The sequence below is a fragment of the Flavobacterium degerlachei genome (genome assembly GCF_900106645.1).
Lineage (GTDB): Bacteria > Bacteroidota > Bacteroidia > Flavobacteriales > Flavobacteriaceae > Flavobacterium > Flavobacterium degerlachei.
The window spans coordinates 152,856-170,297 of the sequence record NZ_FNMV01000003.1; the positions used below are offsets into that span (position 1 = coordinate 152,856).

The 17,442-nt window shown below is 34.4% G+C and carries 16 protein-coding genes and 1 pseudogene; 15 read left to right on the forward strand and 2 right to left on the reverse strand.

The genetic code is table 11. The features are described from left to right. Window positions 1-81: 81 nt before the first annotated feature. The 7 genes and pseudogenes from rraA (at window position 82) to BLV91_RS04380 (ending at window position 10,464) form a co-directional block, all read left to right on the forward strand. Window positions 82-567 carry a ribonuclease E activity regulator RraA gene (gene rraA / locus BLV91_RS04350; RefSeq protein ID WP_091430310.1) on the forward strand — a complete coding sequence of 162 codons (486 nt, stop codon included), beginning with the start codon at window positions 82-84 and terminating at the stop codon, window positions 565-567. A gap of 6 nt (window positions 568-573) precedes the next feature. Further along, window positions 574-1,764, forward strand: coding sequence for a pyridoxal-phosphate-dependent aminotransferase family protein (locus BLV91_RS04355; RefSeq protein ID WP_091430089.1), 1,191 nt, complete (start codon window positions 574-576; stop codon window positions 1,762-1,764). A gap of 456 nt (window positions 1,765-2,220) precedes the next feature. Continuing rightward, window positions 2,221-3,279 carry an efflux RND transporter periplasmic adaptor subunit gene (locus BLV91_RS04360; protein ID WP_091430092.1) on the forward strand — a complete coding sequence of 353 codons (1,059 nt, stop codon included), beginning with the start codon at window positions 2,221-2,223 and terminating at the stop codon, window positions 3,277-3,279. 67 nt (window positions 3,280-3,346) lie between these two features. Then, on the forward strand, window positions 3,347-6,442 hold the full coding sequence (locus BLV91_RS04365; protein ID WP_091430094.1) for an efflux RND transporter permease subunit: 3,096 nt from the start codon (window positions 3,347-3,349) through the stop codon (window positions 6,440-6,442). Continuing rightward, a complete protein-coding gene (locus BLV91_RS04370; RefSeq protein WP_394331830.1) occupies window positions 6,423-7,757 on the forward strand; it encodes a TolC family protein in 1,335 nt (444 codons plus the stop codon). Before BLV91_RS04365 ends, BLV91_RS04370 begins: the two co-directional genes overlap by 20 nt. Window positions 7,758-7,904: 147 nt before the next feature. Further along, window positions 7,905-8,761 (forward strand): annotated as a pseudogene (locus tag BLV91_RS04375) (bestrophin family protein). 506 nt (window positions 8,762-9,267) lie between these two features. Further along, complete coding sequence (locus BLV91_RS04380) at window positions 9,268-10,464, forward strand: PAS domain-containing sensor histidine kinase (RefSeq protein WP_091430096.1); 1,197 nt, start codon at window positions 9,268-9,270, stop codon at window positions 10,462-10,464. A gap of 179 nt (window positions 10,465-10,643) precedes the next feature. Here BLV91_RS04380 and BLV91_RS04385 read toward each other — a convergent pair whose 3' ends face one another. Continuing rightward, complete coding sequence (locus BLV91_RS04385; protein ID WP_245709602.1) at window positions 10,644-10,997, reverse strand: cupin domain-containing protein; 354 nt, start codon at window positions 10,995-10,997, stop codon at window positions 10,644-10,646. Between the two features lie 513 nt (window positions 10,998-11,510). Here BLV91_RS04385 and BLV91_RS04390 point away from each other — a divergent pair. The 5 genes from BLV91_RS04390 to BLV91_RS04410 all read left to right on the forward strand — a co-directional run bounded on the left by BLV91_RS04390 (window position 11,511) and on the right by BLV91_RS04410 (window position 14,649). Then, window positions 11,511-12,035, forward strand: coding sequence for a GNAT family N-acetyltransferase (locus BLV91_RS04390; RefSeq protein WP_317039682.1), 525 nt, complete (start codon window positions 11,511-11,513; stop codon window positions 12,033-12,035). A gap of 254 nt (window positions 12,036-12,289) precedes the next feature. Then, a complete protein-coding gene (locus BLV91_RS04395; RefSeq protein ID WP_217636953.1) occupies window positions 12,290-12,637 on the forward strand; it encodes a GNAT family N-acetyltransferase in 348 nt (115 codons plus the stop codon). Window positions 12,638-12,720: 83 nt separating this feature from the next. Further along, the gene (locus tag BLV91_RS04400; protein ID WP_091430102.1) at window positions 12,721-13,653 is read left to right on the forward strand and encodes an NAD-dependent epimerase/dehydratase family protein; all 933 of its coding nucleotides are present in this window, start codon (window positions 12,721-12,723) and stop codon (window positions 13,651-13,653) included. A gap of 99 nt (window positions 13,654-13,752) precedes the next feature. Beyond that, window positions 13,753-14,283: a CIA30 family protein gene (locus BLV91_RS04405; RefSeq protein WP_091430104.1), complete on the forward strand. Its 531-nt coding sequence runs from the start codon at window positions 13,753-13,755 to the stop codon at window positions 14,281-14,283. Window positions 14,284-14,358: 75 nt separating this feature from the next. Continuing rightward, window positions 14,359-14,649 carry a hypothetical protein gene (locus BLV91_RS04410; protein ID WP_091430106.1) on the forward strand — a complete coding sequence of 97 codons (291 nt, stop codon included), beginning with the start codon at window positions 14,359-14,361 and terminating at the stop codon, window positions 14,647-14,649. A gap of 70 nt (window positions 14,650-14,719) precedes the next feature. Here the strand turns inward: BLV91_RS04410 and BLV91_RS04415 are convergent, their stop codons facing one another. Further along, window positions 14,720-15,439, reverse strand: coding sequence for a DUF6503 family protein (locus tag BLV91_RS04415; RefSeq protein ID WP_091430107.1), 720 nt, complete (start codon window positions 15,437-15,439; stop codon window positions 14,720-14,722). 321 nt (window positions 15,440-15,760) lie between these two features. Here BLV91_RS04415 and BLV91_RS04420 point away from each other — a divergent pair, with 321 nt between their 5' ends. The 3 genes from BLV91_RS04420 (at window position 15,761) to BLV91_RS04430 (ending at window position 17,426) form a co-directional block, all read left to right on the forward strand. Next, window positions 15,761-16,198 carry an acyl-CoA thioesterase gene (locus BLV91_RS04420; protein ID WP_091430109.1) on the forward strand — a complete coding sequence of 146 codons (438 nt, stop codon included), beginning with the start codon at window positions 15,761-15,763 and terminating at the stop codon, window positions 16,196-16,198. 302 nt (window positions 16,199-16,500) lie between these two features. Next, window positions 16,501-16,800, forward strand: a complete 300-nt coding sequence (locus tag BLV91_RS04425) for an HPF/RaiA family ribosome-associated protein (RefSeq protein WP_091430110.1) — start codon at window positions 16,501-16,503, stop codon at window positions 16,798-16,800. A 323-nt stretch (window positions 16,801-17,123) separates the two neighbouring features. Beyond that, on the forward strand, window positions 17,124-17,426 hold the full coding sequence (locus tag BLV91_RS04430; protein ID WP_091430113.1) for a hypothetical protein: 303 nt from the start codon (window positions 17,124-17,126) through the stop codon (window positions 17,424-17,426). Window positions 17,427-17,442: the final 16 nt, after the last annotated feature.

Consider the following 17,442-nt stretch of genomic DNA (forward strand, 5'->3'; position numbering starts at 1 on the left):
CTCAGATTAATCCAAAAGGCAACATGTACGCATGTTGCCTTTTCTAATTGAGTTAATTAAACAACCTCCTAAATGTCAAATATGAATAGCTTTACAACTGCAGATCTTTGGGACGAGCACGAAACACTTCTTAGTTGCGTTGCTCCAATTTTTAACCATTTTGGTAACAAAAAAGTATTTTCAGGAATAATCAGGACAATAAAATTATTTGAAGACAATTCATTCGTTAGGCAACAATTAGAAGCTGACGGTCAAGGTAAAGTTCTAGTAATTGATGGCGGTGGCTCTTTACGCTGTGCATTAATCGGTGATCAATTAGCTGCTTTAGCAATACAAAATAACTGGGAAGGCATTATTGTAAATGGTTGCGTTCGGGATAGTCAAATCATTAATTCCATGAATATTGGTATAAAAGCGTTGAACACCTGCCCTGCTAAAAGCGTGAAGCGTAATATAGGAGAGATAGATATACCAGTAAAATTTGGAGGAATTACATTTACTTCAGAGGACTATATTTATGCTGATGTGGACGGGATTCTGGTAAGCAAACTAAATTTATTAAAATAAAGAAATATGAAAGCTAGAAAATTACTGATGATTCCTGGTCCAATCGAATTTGAACCAGCTGTTTTACAAGCAATGGGAATGGCTACAACGAGTCATGTAGCGCCCAATTTCATTGAAATTTTTGGAAATAGCCTTGAGCTAATGAGAGAAGTTTGGAAATCTCCAAAAGGCCAACCATTTATTGTAGCGGGTACGGGTACATTAGGGATGGATATGGCTGCTGCCAATCTCATCGAAGCAGGAGATAACGTATTAGTCATTTCTTCGGGTTACTTTGGTAAAAGATTCAAGGATATTTTAGATCGCTATGGTGCAAATACAACACTTTTAGAAGCCCCTGTAGGAGAAGTTGTATCCCATGATACAATTGAAAACGAACTAAAAACAAAACAATATAAAGCATTAACAATTACGCATGTAGATACCTCTACAGGAATTATTGTTGATCCAAAACCCATAGCCCTTTTGGCAAAAAAATACAATACGTTAAGCATTGTAGATGGCGTATGTTCAGTAGCGGGAGAAGCATTACATCAAGACGAATGGGGACTTGATGTTGTCTTAACAGCATCTCAAAAAGCAATTGGTGTACCTCCGGGGCTTGCACTTTTAATGGTTTCTGAAAAAGCGATGCAGGTCTGGAAAAACAGAAAAACACCTATTCCGAATTACTATTCCGATTGGACAAATTGGTTACCAATCATGCGAGCGTACGAAGAAAGAAAACCTTCTTATTTTGGAACACCAGCCGTTAATTTAATTGTAGCCTTGCAAACTAGCTTAAAAATTATATGCACTGAAGGCATGGAACAAAGAGTAAAAAGACATCAAAGTTTTGCTACAGCTTTTAGAGCAGCCTTAGTCTCTATAAACTTAACTATTCTTCCAAAAACAGATACAATTGCTGCTAACACCTTAACAGCTGTCTATTACCCAGAGGGAATTGATGGCGCGGCCATGAATACTAAAATGTCAGTAAGCAATGTGATTATTGCAGGAGGTTTATTACCAGATATAAAAGCATCCTATTTTAGGATTGGTCACATGGGTTCTGTATCTGCAAATGATCTTTTGGCTGTATTAGGTGCTTTAGAACGTGCTTTGTCAGAGTTGGGACATTCTTTCGAAATTGGAAAAAGCTTGCAAACTTTTCAAATGGAAATTTTAAAGACTAATTATTACGCTATTCAAACCTAAATAAGAAATAGCCTATTTTTAATAACAACCAGCCGCATGAATCTTTTTTCATGCGGTTTTTGTTTGCTCTAGCTTTTTAATATTTATACCCTAATACACTGTTAATAATAGAATTTCTACTTGTAATAATCTCATTAATCAATGCTAGATTGTTGTCTTTTATTGATAATTTCACTTTTTTTTATACTCACATTAAACCTTTAGACTATTTTAACGTCTAATTATTAATTTTCATGCTTAGACATTAATAATTGGTTTGTTTTATTATTGTTTGTTTTTAAATACTCCTAATCGTCATTAACTGTACGATTAGGAGTATTTTATATTACTAATTAAAATATTTGTATACACAAACGTTAAATAAAAATTAACATATTCCGATTTCCGAAATGTAAAACCTAAATTTGTTTTTTAACATAAAATTATAATAACTTAATCCTACTTTACCCAATAGCTATGAAAATAAAATACTTAATCTACACTTTATTAATTATTGGTTTCGGTGCCTTTATAACGTATCGAATTATGGAAAACAAAGGAGATTCTGATTCAGGAAAAAACAAATCTGGAAATCAAAAAGCCATGCGTTTGTCGGGTATTGTGGTACAACCCCAATCATTTGATAACAACTTATCACTTTCAGGTTCTATTGAAGCTAACGAGCAAGTAGAAATTCGTTCTGAAGTTTCTGGAATTGTAGAAAGTATTAATTTTCAAGAAGGAAGTAATGTTAGTAAGGGACAATTGCTTTTTAAAGTAAATGATACCGAATTACGTGCACAATTAAGTCAAGCCAATACTAAACAAAGTTTAGCATCAGAAAACGAAAGAAGAGCCAAACTGCTATTACAAAAAGAAGCCATCAGTCAAGAAGAATATGATGTGGCAAGAGCCGAATATGCTTCTACAAAGGCACAAAGTCAGTTGATTAAAGCCCAAATTGCCAAAACAGCAGTAAGAGCTCCTTTTTCAGGAAGAATAGGTTTGCGTTCTATTTCAAAAGGAACTTATATAACTCCAACTATTTTAGTGGCCAATCTAGTGAACATTGGTAAACTAAAAATCACCTTTTCTATTCCTGAAAAATATGCCAATCAAGTAAAAAATAATAGTACTTTAAATTTCACAGTTGCGGGATCTACTGCGACTTATACTGCTAAAGTATATGCTATAGAGCCTACTGTAGAAATTGCAACCAGAACATTACAAGTTCGCGCGATTACGGATAATAAAGACGGAAAATTATTGCCTGGTACCTTTGCAAATGTCGAATTGCCATTAGATGTCATTAAAGATGCTATTGTCGTTCCTAGCCAAGCCGTAATTCCTGTTCAAAACGGTAAGAAAGTGTTCATCTCTGATATGGGAAAGGCCAAAGAAATCATGGTAGAAACTGCAACAAGAACTGATGCTTCGCTATTAATTTTATCTGGATTAAAAGCGGGTGATACCGTAATTACAACTGGTGTTATGGCGCTCAAAAATGATGCTCCGGTTAAGGTAACAGTTAAATAGATTTCGGATATCACATTGATACCATAATCATAAAGCTCAAGTCAGCAATAAAAAACCAAAAATCTAAATGAGTTTATCTACATTAAGTATAAAAAGACCAGTGATGACCATTGTTATGAATTTAACAATCGTCTTATTTGGTATTATAGGATACACCTACCTTGGCGTTCGAGAATTTCCTTCAATTGACCCAGCCCAAGTTTCCATTAGAACGAATTATACCGGTGCCAATAGTGATATTATTGAATCCCAAATCACAGAACCACTTGAAAAAGCAATCAACTCGATTGACGGAATTCGAAACATCACATCATCAAGTTCGCAAGGAAGTAGTTCGATTACAGTTGAATTTAACCTAGACAAAGACCTAGAAGAAGCGGCAAATGATGTCCGTGACAAGGTTTCACAAGCTATTCGTAGTTTACCGCAAGACATTGATGCACCTCCAGTTGTTTCTAAGGCTGACGCCAATAGTGATGCGATTATTTCCATGACCGTACAAAGTGATTCCCGTAGTCCTTTAGAACTAAGTGATTATGCCGAAAATGTTATTTCGCAGCGTCTGGAAACCATTCCAGGAGTGAGTGGAGTTCAAATTTGGGGTCAAAAACGCTATGCCATGCGACTGTGGATTGATCCTATAAAACTAGCTTCGTACGGTCTAACTGTTGCCGAAGTTCGCACTGCACTAAACGCACAAAATGTCGAATTGCCTTCCGGAAAATTAACGGGAGATAATACAGAATTAACCGTGAAAACCGTTGGAAACTTGGCTACAGCCGAAGAATTCAACAAAATCATCATTCGTTCTGACGGCGATAAGATTGTACGTTTAAGCGATGTAGGAAGAGCGGAATTGGGTCCTGAAAACATTGAAACTAAACTGAGTCAATCTGGATTGCCATTAGTGGGTCTTGCAATAGTTCCCCGTCCTGGAGCGAATTATTTAGATATTTCAAAAGCTTTTTATGAGCAATTTGAGGCATTAAAGAAAGACTTACCAAAGGACATCAAATTAAATATTGCCCTTGATAATACTATTTTCGTAAAGAAATCAGTCTTGGAAGTAGCGGAAACTTTAGGGATTTCGATCTTCTTAGTAATTTTAATTATCTACTTATTTTTTAGAGATTGGGCAATCGCTTTTAGACCACTGATCGATATTCCCGTTTCATTGATTGCCACTTTCTTTATTATGTGGTTGTTTGGTTTCTCAATCAATGTTTTGACTTTATTAGCAATTGTTCTAGCAACCGGATTGGTAGTTGATGACGGAATTGTAGTAACTGAAAATATTTTCAAAAAAGTTGAGGAAGGAATGACGCCTATCGAGGCTGCCATAAAAGGATCTAACGAAATATTTTTTGCGGTAATTTCTATCTCCATTACACTTGCTGCTGTATTCTTACCTGTAATATTCCTGGAAGGTTTCGTGGGCCGACTCTTCCGAGAGTTTGGTGTCGTCATAGGCGCTGCTGTATTGATTTCTGCCTTTGTATCGTTAACGCTTACACCAATGTTGAATGCGTATTTAATGAAAGGTGGCGAACAAAAAAAATCTAAGTTTTACATAGCAACAGAACCTTATTTCCAAAAATTAAACAGCACTTATGCAGATGCTTTAAGTAAATTCATGGCTAAAAAATGGTGGAGCTTCCCTATTCTATTTGCTTGTTTTGCTTTGATTTTTGTTTTTTATAATTTACTCCAAAAAGAAACAGCACCTTATGACGATAGAAGTTCGTTAATCTTAAGAATGACAGCGCCCGAAGGTTCCAGCTATGAATACACGGACCGCTTCATGCAAGAGATATCGCAATTGGTAGATGACTCTATTCCAGAAAAGAAAGTGAGTCTAGTAGTTACATCTCCTGGCTTTGGTTCTTCATCCGTAAATAGTGGTTTTGTACGTCTTTCATTAAAAGAACCTGGAGAAAGAAAACTATCTCAAGATGAAATAGCCGAAAAACTAACCAAGTGGACCAAACAATATCCAGATGCCAAAACATCGGTAACACAACAGCCTACTATTGCCGTAAACAGACGTGGTGGATTGCCTATACAATACATTATTCAAACACAAAGTTTTGCTAAACTAGAACAAAAAATTCCTGAATTTATGGAGGAAGCTGGTAACGACCCTACTTTTGCCATGACCGATGTGAATTTGAAATTTAACAAACCCGAGATCAATGTTACTATTGATCGTGAAAAAGCGGAGAGTTTAGGTATTTCTGTAATTGATATTGCACAAACCTTGCAATTATCATTGAGCGGCCAACGTTTTGGTTATTTCATGAAAAAGGGAAAGCAATACCAAGTCATTGGCCAATTTGATCAAAAAGACCGTTCAAAACCGCTGGATTTAACCTCTATGTATGTCAAAAATAATAAGGGAGAGTTGATTCAAATGGACAATATTGTGAGTACTGAAGAACAAAGTAAACCACCACAGCTATACCATAACAACCGATTCATGTCGGCTACTGTTTCTGCAGCACTTGCCCCAGGCAAAAGTATCAGTGACGGAATTGAGGCTATGGAAAGAATCAGAGCCAAAGTACTGGACGACACTTTTACCACAGATTTAGGTGGAGAATCCAGAGACTTTGTCGAAAGTAGCTCGAATACTTCTTTCGCTTTCGGACTGGCTTTGCTATTGATATTTTTAATATTAGCGGCGCAATTTGAAAGCTTTATTGATCCATTTATTATTATTTTAACCGTTCCTATGGCCGTTGCTGGAGCCCTATTCTCTTTATGGTTGTTTGACCAAACTTGGAATATTTTTAGCCAAATTGGAACCGTAATGCTGATTGGTTTAGTAACTAAAAACGGAATCTTAATTGTCGAGTTTGCAAACCAGCTTCGAGAACAAGGCAAACCAAAACTGCAAGCCATTCTAGAAGCTTCAGAAGCGCGTTTGAGACCTATTTTGATGACTAGTTTGGCCATTTCATTAGGAGCTTTGCCAATCGCCATGTCTCTTGGAGCGGCTTCAACAAGTAGAATCGGAATGGGAGTTGTAATTGTTGGAGGAACAATTTTCTCCTTGGTATTGACCTTATTTGTCATTCCAGCACTTTATTTAATGTGGTCAAAGGCCCGTAAACATTATCCAGAATTTGACCACATTGAGGAATATGAAAAAGAAAGTAAATAAAAAGATGAACATGAAACTACTATTCAAAAGTGTACTATTACTGTTCTTCTGTTTCGTTAAAGGAAATGCGCAGCAAGTACTATCGCTGGAAGAAGCTGTGAAAATAGCCTTAGAAAACAATTACGAAATCAAGATTGCAAAGAACGACTTGAAAATAAGTCAGACCAATGTAGCAGCTGGAAATGCGGGAATGTTGCCCAAGGCTACTGCGTCCGTATCTCAAAATAACAACCTTCAAAATTTGTCCCAAACACGATCTGATGGTTCTACAACCAGTTTGGACAATGCCAAGAGCAATAGTTTGAATTATGGCGTAGGACTCGATTGGACCATTTTTGATGGTTTTAAAATGTTTGCCAAAAAAGAGCAATTACAAGAAATACAAAAACTTGGGGAAACCCAACTTAAACTGACCATTATTACAAAAATCAGTGATGTACAAGCTGCGTATTATAATCTAGTTCAGCAACAGCAACAATTAGCTGCCTTAGATACTACAATCGTTATTTCGAACCAAAGAGTAAATCTGGCCAAAAACCGTTATACGATTGGTAAAGCATCAAAACTGGAGGTTTTAAATGCTCAGGTAGATATCAATACGGACAAAGTGGCCCTATTGAGACAGCAAGAATTGTATAAAAATTCGAAGATTATATTAAATGAACTTTTGGCTAGAGATACCCAAATTGATTTTAAGGTAGTATCTGATTTTACTATGGACAGCAAACTTGAATTTACCGATTTAAAGTCCTTAGCTGAAAAGCAAAACCCGCAAATTCAAGCTTTAATCATCAGTAAAAAGGTAGCTGAACTGGAATTAAAACAAGTGAAATCTGGCCGCTACCCTACTTTTGCATTAAATACAGGCTATAATTTTGCTGAGAACGAATCAAGTTTGGGTTTTACTACACAATCTTCGGCTCGTGGATTGAATTACGGCTTTAGTGCTTCCCTAAATTTGTTTGATGGTTTTGCCCAAAAGCGAAATGAAAAAATTGCTGGTATCCAAATTGAGAATGCTACTATCCAAATTGACCAACAAAACCAAGCCTTAAACAGCCAATTGGCCACATCCTACCAAACTTATTTAACCAATTTACAATTGATTGATTTGGAAGAGACTAATGAAGCTATTGCCAAACAAAATCTAGATATTACCTTAGATAAATTTCATATTGGAACGATTACCACATTAGAGTTTAGAACCGCTCAGCTGAATTATGTAAATGCCAAAGTGCGTTATAGTGACGCTCAATTTCAAGCAAAATTATCCGAAATTGCATTAAAAGAATTAGCTGGGGCTGTTAAATTTTAAATTAAATTTGTAGCATGTTCCAGAAAGAGCAAATAGACAGTAATAAAGTACTGATGAAATTAGACAAAGTAATTGTTTAGTTTTTACTACATAATTGTGATGCTCAATCCTAAGACTTTTTAACTTTTCAACTTTCGATATACTTACATGATTTCATACAACCCAAAAGACTGGATCACTTTTATTTTTCGCTTTCACAAAGCCGATACTTTTCGACAATTGATTCCCATGATGATTTTCATCGGTCTATACTCGGCAGGAATTGCCTATCTTGAAATAGAATATTGGGTTTTACCTGAAGACAGCCATGTCAAGAATATTTCCATCATGCATGGTATGCTGGGCTTTGTCATCTCTTTATTACTTGTTTTCAGGACTAATACTGCGTATGATCGTTGGTGGGAAGGACGCAAAATATGGGGTAGTTTAGTTAATAATTCTCGAAATCTAGCGCTTAAATTATCTGCTATTTTAACAGAAGAATCAGATCGTGCTTTTTTCAGGAAACTGATTCCTAGCTTCCTCGTCTTTTAAATAAGCATTTAAAAGACGAGGAAACTAGTAAACAGCTTTTTGAAGATGTTATAATAGAACACCACAAGCACAGACCCAATCAGGTTGCCAAAATATTATTTCACAAGATCAATGACCTCTATAATTCCAAGAAAATTACTGGCGACCAACTCATTATTTTAAATCATGAAATTCAATCTTTCACTGATATTTGTGGGGCTTGTGAACGAATAAAAAATACGCCTATACCCTATTCTTATAGTGCTTTTATCAAGAAATTCATTTTCTTTTATGTACTGACTTTGCCTTTTGGCTATGTTTTTAATCTCGGCTATTATGTGATTCCCGTAGTGGTTTTTATTTTTTATGTATTGGCAAGTTTAGAACTTATTGCCGAGGAAATTGAAGAGCCTTTTGGCAATGATCCTAATGATTTACCCACCAAAAAAATCGCTGAAAACATCAAAAGGCATATCGAGGAATTGCTTTAAAAGAACCAATTTAATTTTTTTTCCTAAAAGCGAAACCATTCACCCCTCTTTTCGAAATCTCAAGAGCTCGAAATAGGGCCTAAGTATTGGATCAAACTCCACAATCAAAGCCATAGTAATCAAAATGCGAATTGAAAAAGAGTAAGTGAAAAAGAATAAAAACTTTCTCCTAATAACAGTTATCACTATGCCCTACTCAATTATTTTGTTCTAAAATACTGAACGTAAATATACTTTCTAACATCATGAGTGCTCCAAATAATGGCTAATCAATAAGCTACATAAAAACAACTTCTTTTACCCTATTATATTTACAGCAAAAAAAAGACCCTCAAAATAGAGCAAACCATCTAAAAAGTTGCATATATTTGATCCCACACAATAGCTGATCGCAATTACGGGACCAAATCTTCGAAACAACCTTTTCGGAGTTAGAAAGTCTTCCCCTATCCACTCATAGGTATTGCCTACGATCAGTTTAAAAACCGCTTCAGACATACAATCTTATGAATAACGAACAAGAGAATTCTAATATTCTTAAAAAAAAATATGTACCAACTGTTAGATTTTATGGCCAAATAATTGACAGTTTGCTAGACTATTCTATTTTTACCTTAGATAAAGATTTTATCATCAATAGCTGGAGTTCTGGTTCAACGAAAATATTTGGTTACGAAACTGATGAAGTTATCGGACAACATTTCGATTTAATTTTTACAGAAAAAGATTTAAAAAACGGAGTTCCAAAAAAAGAAATCCACACGGCCTTAAAAGAAGGTAAAGCAACTGATAACAGATGGCACATTGCAAAAGATAAAACTGTATTTTACGCTTATGGGTTAGTTTTTCCACTTATCGATTTAGATGGTGTAATGCTAGGTTATGTTAAAATTTTGCAAGACTTAACAGATAAGAAACAGTCTGCAGACCTTATAAAAAAAACAGTAAAAGAATTAGAAGAACTAAACGCGCATAAAGAAAGTGTTCTCGCTATACTTTCGCACGATTTAAGAAGTCCCCTTTCATCCATTATATCAACGGCAAAATATTTGAAAACAAATTTTCAGAGAATGAAAACCGAGGATGTTCAGGAAATGCTTGACTTACTTTATCAATCATCAACAGATGAATTGGAGATGTTAGATTATTTAGTCGAGTGGGCAAGGATTAAATATGCAGCAGATGTATTTTCTCCCACTAAAATCCAACTTAACCAATACGTCGATAAAGTTTTTGAGACTTTAAATGATAACGCTTTAGCAAACTCGATAAATCTTGATAACGAAATTCAAGATAATGCATTCGTATTTGCAGACGGTAAAATGCTGATTTCGATCATTCAAAATATTGTCTCAAATGCCATAAAACATTCTGAAAAAGGCGGAACTATTACAGTTTCTGCAAAAAGAGCAAACGACAAAATCACTATCCATGTCAAGGATACTGGTCTTGGGATTCCTAAAGAAATGCTGGGAAAACTTTTCACTCCACAAATAAAAACACTCACAGAGGCAAGAAAAAAGAATAAAGGAGCTGGAATCGGATTATTACTGGTAAAAGGTTTTTTAGAGAAAAATGGCGGTGATATTTGGGTAGAAAGTATTGAAGGCGAAGGAACCTCTTTTTATTTTACATTACTCATTGACGAACCTGTAGTTAAAGAAAGCGGTTCTGACCCAATCATGTTTGATGAAACCGTCTAAAATATAAGCTTCTAGAACATGTTTATTAAGACTGAAGCACTCAAGATATTACTCAGATCAAACATTGCTGCACAAATGCGCACTGAAATGGTCTGAGAGTAGTATCAATTTAAATTGGAAAACATATTGCACCGTTTGCCATGCACCTAGAACGACTTCACTTTTTAAAATTTTAAGTTCTACGCCTTGGTCTTCTCAATCATATGATTAATCACTTGGCTGTGCGCATTCTGAGGACTAAACATAATAATCTCGGCATCTGAATTCACTTTTACATTATGCCCTGGTGGCCAGTAAAATAAATCATTTGCATCCACAACTTCTTCGATACCGTTAGCATCAGTGGTAGCGAGCTGACCTTTTATAACAAATCCCCAGTGAGGGCATTGGCACAAATCCCCTTCAAGACCCAGAAATAAAGGAGTTGTATCAACTCCCGCAGAAAGGCTAAAATACTCACCGCTAATTTTACCTAATCCAGTAGCGTCTCCAAAATCAGTTTTCTGACGGATAATTGCTCCTGGAATCTCCATTTTAACTTCAATGTTGTCTTTTGCAATTTTCATAATATTTATCTTTTTAGTAATTTGAATAAAATTATCCCTAAGAATTACTGTATTCCGATTCTTTCAGTAAAATCTAACCGAAAAAACCGAAAATATTCAATCCCATTTACTAAGTTAAGCAAAAACCACAGGTTATCAGTACTTTAAAGTAGAAAAAACAGTAAAACAGATTTTATAAACACCTCACTAATAACGGTTTATATACCAAATCAAATCTTTAATTTTATAAAATAGTGATTTTTCTGCAGGAAATTTTTGTTGAAAAGCCGCTAACTATACTATATAATGTCCTTCGCTACCGCCTAGAAAATGTACGCCTACTTTAGCAGTTTATATTTCAATAGCAGTTTCCCACAATTGTATCCAAGCTACACTTTGAAGTCAGTTTTGGATTTGCCATATTAGTTGATGATTCGCATAAATTACTTAATTTAGTCCCGAGCGAGTTCTCACAATAGCACCATTAACACAATATAAAAAGTGAATAGATTGAAATCATTAGAAACCGAAAGATTAATTCTAAAACCCACAACCACTGCAGATGCTGAATTTATAAGAAGTCTTTTTAACAGTCCAAAATGGATTGAATTTATAGGAGACCGTAAATTAAAAACTATCAAGGAGGTTGAGAACTATATCAAAACCAAATTCATCCCTCAATTCGAAAGATTGGGTTATGGCAATTACACTATAATCAGAAAATCAGATGGTGAAAAAATAGGTTCTTGCGGCCTTTACGATAGAGAGGGTGTAAATGGGATTGATATTGGTTTTGCATTCCTTCCGGATTTTGAGAAGAAAGGCTATGGCTTTGAAAGCGTTAATCATCTAAAAGAAATCGCTTTTAATGATTTTAAACTAAATCAGATTAGCGGAATAACTTCTATTAAAAATAAAGCTTCACAGGCTTTGTTAACGAAAATTGGTCTTCAGTTTGAGAAAAACATAATACTACCAAATGAAACCGAGGAAATACTTCTGTATACCTTGATTCAGGATAAATAGTACATTGATGTCAAAAAAGTAGTGATTTTTTACTCTCAGAATCCTAGGTTAAATTAAATAGCTCTTACTTTTTATAACTCACTTTTAAGCTATTCGAAGAAAGAAAAATTCGTCTAAGATTCTATATTTTTTTCTGTAAACTCTTGAAGAAAATGATTGACAACTTAATTATCAGAGAATACAAAACAACTAACAAGGACAGTGCTCTAGCGGTACTAAAACTCAACGTTCCTGATTTTTTTGCCAAAAGTTAAATTGAAGATTTTGAATACTATCTAGAGCACAAAATTGAAAAATACTACATTATAGCAATAGAGCAGCAGATCATCGGTGCTGGAGGAATAAACTTTGAAGCCAACGGCAAAACTGCAAAAATTAGCTGGGACTTTATAGACCCAAAATTTCAAGGACTTGGAATTGGACAATCGCTTTTAAAATATAGAATTGATCTTTTAAAATCGATGGATAATATTACAACCATTATGGTAAGAACTTCTCAACTGGCATACAAATTCTACGAGAAAAACGGATTCATCCTGAAGGAAATTGAAAAGGATTATTGGGCAAAGGGATTTGACTTGTACAGTATGACCTACAAGTAATCCAAATTCCAATAATTTGTTAGTTATAATCGATACCTTAGCACAACAGCTGAATAAGCCAATCATATAAACAGATATTTAAAATGCAAACAATATTAGGGGCAAACGGAATAATTGGTGAGGAACTAGCCAAAGAATTGCGCGATAAGTATACTCAGGAAATTAAACTGGTGGGTCGAAATCCACAAAAAGTACATCCTGATGATTTACTTTTTAAAGCGGATTTACTCAATGCTGAAAGTGTCAATAAAGCACTTGAAAATACCCAAATTGCTTACCTAACAGTTGGACTGCCATATGATTCTGAAATATGGCTTAGGGATTGGGTGATGATAATGGAAAACGTAATTGCAGCTTGCAAGCAAAACAACTGCAAATTGGTCTATTTTGACAATACCTATGCCTATCCACAAGACAGTCCTATTCAGACAGAAAAAACACCTTTAGAATCTGAAGGTAAAAAAGGAAGAGGAAAAAAAATGGCGGCTGAACTATTATTAAAAGCCATTGCCAACAAAGAAATTGAGGCAGTAATTTGTAGGGCTCCAGAATTTTATGGCCCCGGAAAAACCAAAGGACTTACTAATACTTTAGTGTTTGACAATTTAAAAAAAGGCAAAAACCCCAAGGTCTTCCTAAAAGACAACGTTTTACGCACACTGATTTTTACTCCTGATGCTAGTAAGGCGATGGCATTAATAGGAAACACTTCGAGTGCTTATGGACAAACCTGGCATCTGCCTTGTGATGACAACAGATTAACCTACAAACAATTTATTGACGAAATTGCTAACCAATTAGGTCGCAAAATAAAATATGATGTGTTAAGTTGGTGGGTCTTGAAAATAGGTTCGTTTTTTGACAAAAACCTTAAAGAAACACAGGAATTACTACCACGTTACGCTATTGATAATATTTTTGATTCCTCAAAATTCAAAGCTAATTTTCCTGATTTTAAGCTAACGAACTATCAAGACGGAATAAGAATAATCTTGAGCGATTATAAGATCAAATAAACTGAATATTATTTTAGCTAATATTAGCGATTTATCGAGTCTACCTCTGTCCTATTTTTATATTTGAAAAGACATTGTTAACATTTTAAAAAGGAAGTTATGAACTATCTTATGGGAATTATTATTTTGACTGTTTTTATGAACCGCCAAATCATTTTTGATTTTAATAAAAATGCCAATATCCAAGGCTGGAAAATTGTTGATGATGCAGTGATGGGAGGAGAATCATCGGGTACTTTTAAATTAAGTCCTGATGGACATGGCGTATTTGAAGGTTCTGTCTCTTTGGAAAATAATGGGGGTTTCTCTATGGTACGTTACCCATTTGACAAAATAAAAGTCAATAAAGACAACAAAATCATCCTTAAACTTAGGGGAGATGGCAAGAAGTACCAGCTACGAATAAAAGACAATTCAAGTAATTATTATTGGTACATCAGCGCCTTCGCTACTTCTGGAGCCTGGCAAGAAATAGAAATTCCGTTAAAGGATATGTATCCATCTTTCAGGGGCAAAAAAATGGATTTACCTGATTTTTCTCAGAATCATATTGAAGAAATAGCTTTTCTAATAGGCAATAAAAAGTCGGAAAAATTCAAGCTCATAATTGACAAAATAGAGCTAAAATAATTCGAAAATTATAGCTGAATTCTGTTATTGTTTATACAGCACTCCTAAAGCATTGTGACCCTTACAAGAAAACTTATGATTTTACACAACAAAAGACTTAGCATTATCCTGCTCGTTGTTGCAATTATATTACTGATACCATTAATAGCGATGCAGTTCACTAATGAAGTAAATTGGACTTTATTAGATTTTGTTGTCGCAGCAGTTCTTTTATTTAGTACTGGTTTAATGTGTGAACTGGCACTAAGGAAAATTAGAAAAAACAAGAACCGAATCGTAATTTGTATTATTCTATTCCTTACTCTTCTTCTAATTTGGGCTGAACTTGCTGTTGGTGTTTTTGAAACAGCATTAAGCGGAAAATAAACTGAGCGTCTAAAAAAGTTTAGCAATAACATTAAAAAAAATGGCATCCATCAGGATGCCAATATATAACTTACAGTTTACTAAAAATGGATGCGTCAAAATCTGATTTGACAATCACATTTTTAGGTCCTACATCCTCATTAACTCTATTAAAAGATAGCAATATAGTACCTGCTTTTTGATAGTTATCCCAAGGCTTAAGGAATTTTGGTTCTGCATCATCAAAATTTTTATAATACGCCCATTGTTTAATTAAATGGTCTTGTTGATCTACATAAAGCCAGTATTTATTATCTGGTGTTACTCCTACTTGATTAAAAGTTAACTGTAAAATATCTACTGTTTTTCCATTGGCTAATTTTTCGGTTTTCACATAAGTTAGATTGACTCCAGGATCTTGTAATTTCCATGGCATCACTAACCAATACGAATCATTAATCCACCAATTCTTAGCTTTTATCAGCAGTTCGTTAGCCTTTTTTACATCTACAACTAAAACCCCGTTCTCGTATACTTTTCCCTTTAGGGTATTGATATTTACTAGAATAGTTTGGTTTGCTTCTGGGTTTTCGACGCGAACATCGCCTGTCCATTTATCCCAATACAATTTTCGTTTTACAAATTCCCATTGAATAAAATGAGTGTTATTGTAATTTTTGATCCCTCCCATAGCATCAAGCATTTCATTTACAATCGCATTTGCTTTTTCTGCATCTGACTGTGCTGATAATGAATTACTATCAAATATTACTAAAAGGAGAATAAGGACTAATTTAGATATGCCGTTCATAACTATTTAATTTTATTGCTTATAAGAAAACAAATATAGTTACTTTTTCATTCCTTTTGAATTATAATCCAATTCCTAAAAAAACATTTTTTTTGAGCTTTTTAACACAAGCGTACCCAAAACTTTAAATTTTTAATATTTGAAACTATCTTTACTCTTTATTGCTGTTTTTGTTTCGAAAAGCCTTTCAGCTGCCTATTTTCGCCCTTTGAATAAATTTGCCATTAAGGACTTGTATGGCATAGGAATTCGCCTAAAGTTTTATAAATTTGGAACAGCTTCATAAAAAGCAAAAAACGAATTTAAACAAACAAAAACATAATGAAATCTTTCAGCAAACAGTTATCCTTTCGTTGGTCAGATCTTGACCCTAATTTTCATGTGCGTCATAGTGCTTATTACGACTTTGGAGCGCAACACCGTATAGAGATCTTGGAGAGCCTTGGCTTGACCATGAAAGCTTTACAAATGAATCATTTTGGACCGATACTTTTTAGAGAAGAATGTGTATTTAGAAAAGAAATAAAACTGTCAGATGCCATCTTCATGCATACCAAAGTCTCTAAATTAAAAGCTGATGGTTCGCGCTGGTCAATTGTACACGAATTTGTGAATGAAGCTAACGTACTACATTCTACTATCACCGTTGATGGAGCTTGGATGGATACTAAACTGCGTAAATTGTGTGATCCAGTTCCTGAAATTGCTTTGGAAGCTTTCGCTGCTATGCCAAAAAGTGAAGATTTCATCCAACTTTAAGCACTTTTATTACTAGAGTTTGTAAATAACATCAAGCATTCTAAAAAGGCTGGCTATCAATGATAGCCAGCCTTTTTTAAGTTTATATAGAAATTACCGTATATCAACAGATTTAATCCTTTTTCTACCTATTTTTTAGTTTGTTTAACATTTTAAACTTAGTTTTCTTTAAATTTTATGTGTAAATTTGAGTAGTTACCCCTATTTAAAAAGTTCTTTCAGGAATTAATAATGAATTCGTTTTAATACAATAATAAAACGAAAATGCATCAAAATTATACTAACCTTAAAAAACAGCAATTATGGAAATTACAACTCAATTTGTACAAGCGGAACCAAATGCTACAGCAGACAACTTAGTTTTTGAAAAATTAGAAAATTTAGCAAAGCATTATAATTGGCTTATTCGCGCAAAAGTGGTTTTTAAAGAAGAAAAAAAATCCAACGGAAAAGGGAAAATTTGTGATGTTATCCTGAGTTGTCCCGGTCCGCAAATATTTGCTTCTTCAAATGAGGAAACTTTCGAAATGGCCGTTGCTGAAACCATTCGGGATTTAGAGGTACAACTGAGAAAACGAAAAGCTGAAATGAAACCTTTTTAGAGGACTTTACGTTCTAGGCGGTAATCACAAGTATCAATTTTCATATAAGGAACGAAGACACATTTATTTACACGCTATTTCAGCTAAATTAAAATTCAGTTGAGCTTAACTATTTATTTGTTTTAGGAAAGAGTCTTGTTTCTCATTTGTCAATTATTTCTTTTGATTCACTACCGCTTTATAAATACAAACTGCAGCGCAAAAAGCTGCAGTTTTTTTTATACTTTTATAATCCGCTTTGATACTTTACAACAGTATAAAAGCCTTTAATTGCAGAAGCAACTATTGCATCATAAAAATAGGATAATCCAACAGAAATTACTTTGGCAAATAGAACCTCACAACACATTTTAAGTACATCAGCAAACCTATTGGGATTTTGCCTATTCATCATTACTTCATTGCACATAGGTGATAAATCTAATAATAGTTATATTGATGAGTTTACCGCTATAGTTGCACTATTACTAACCATTTCATCTGTCTTCTCGTTCTTTTCGATACGAACGCCAGATACTAAGAAAGAGCAGCAACTAGAACAAATTGCGGACAAATTCTTTATTGTGTCTTTATTAGGCATTTTCGCTATTATACTTTTTATAATTGTTACTTACTGGGGTAAATAAGTCTAAAAACCACTCT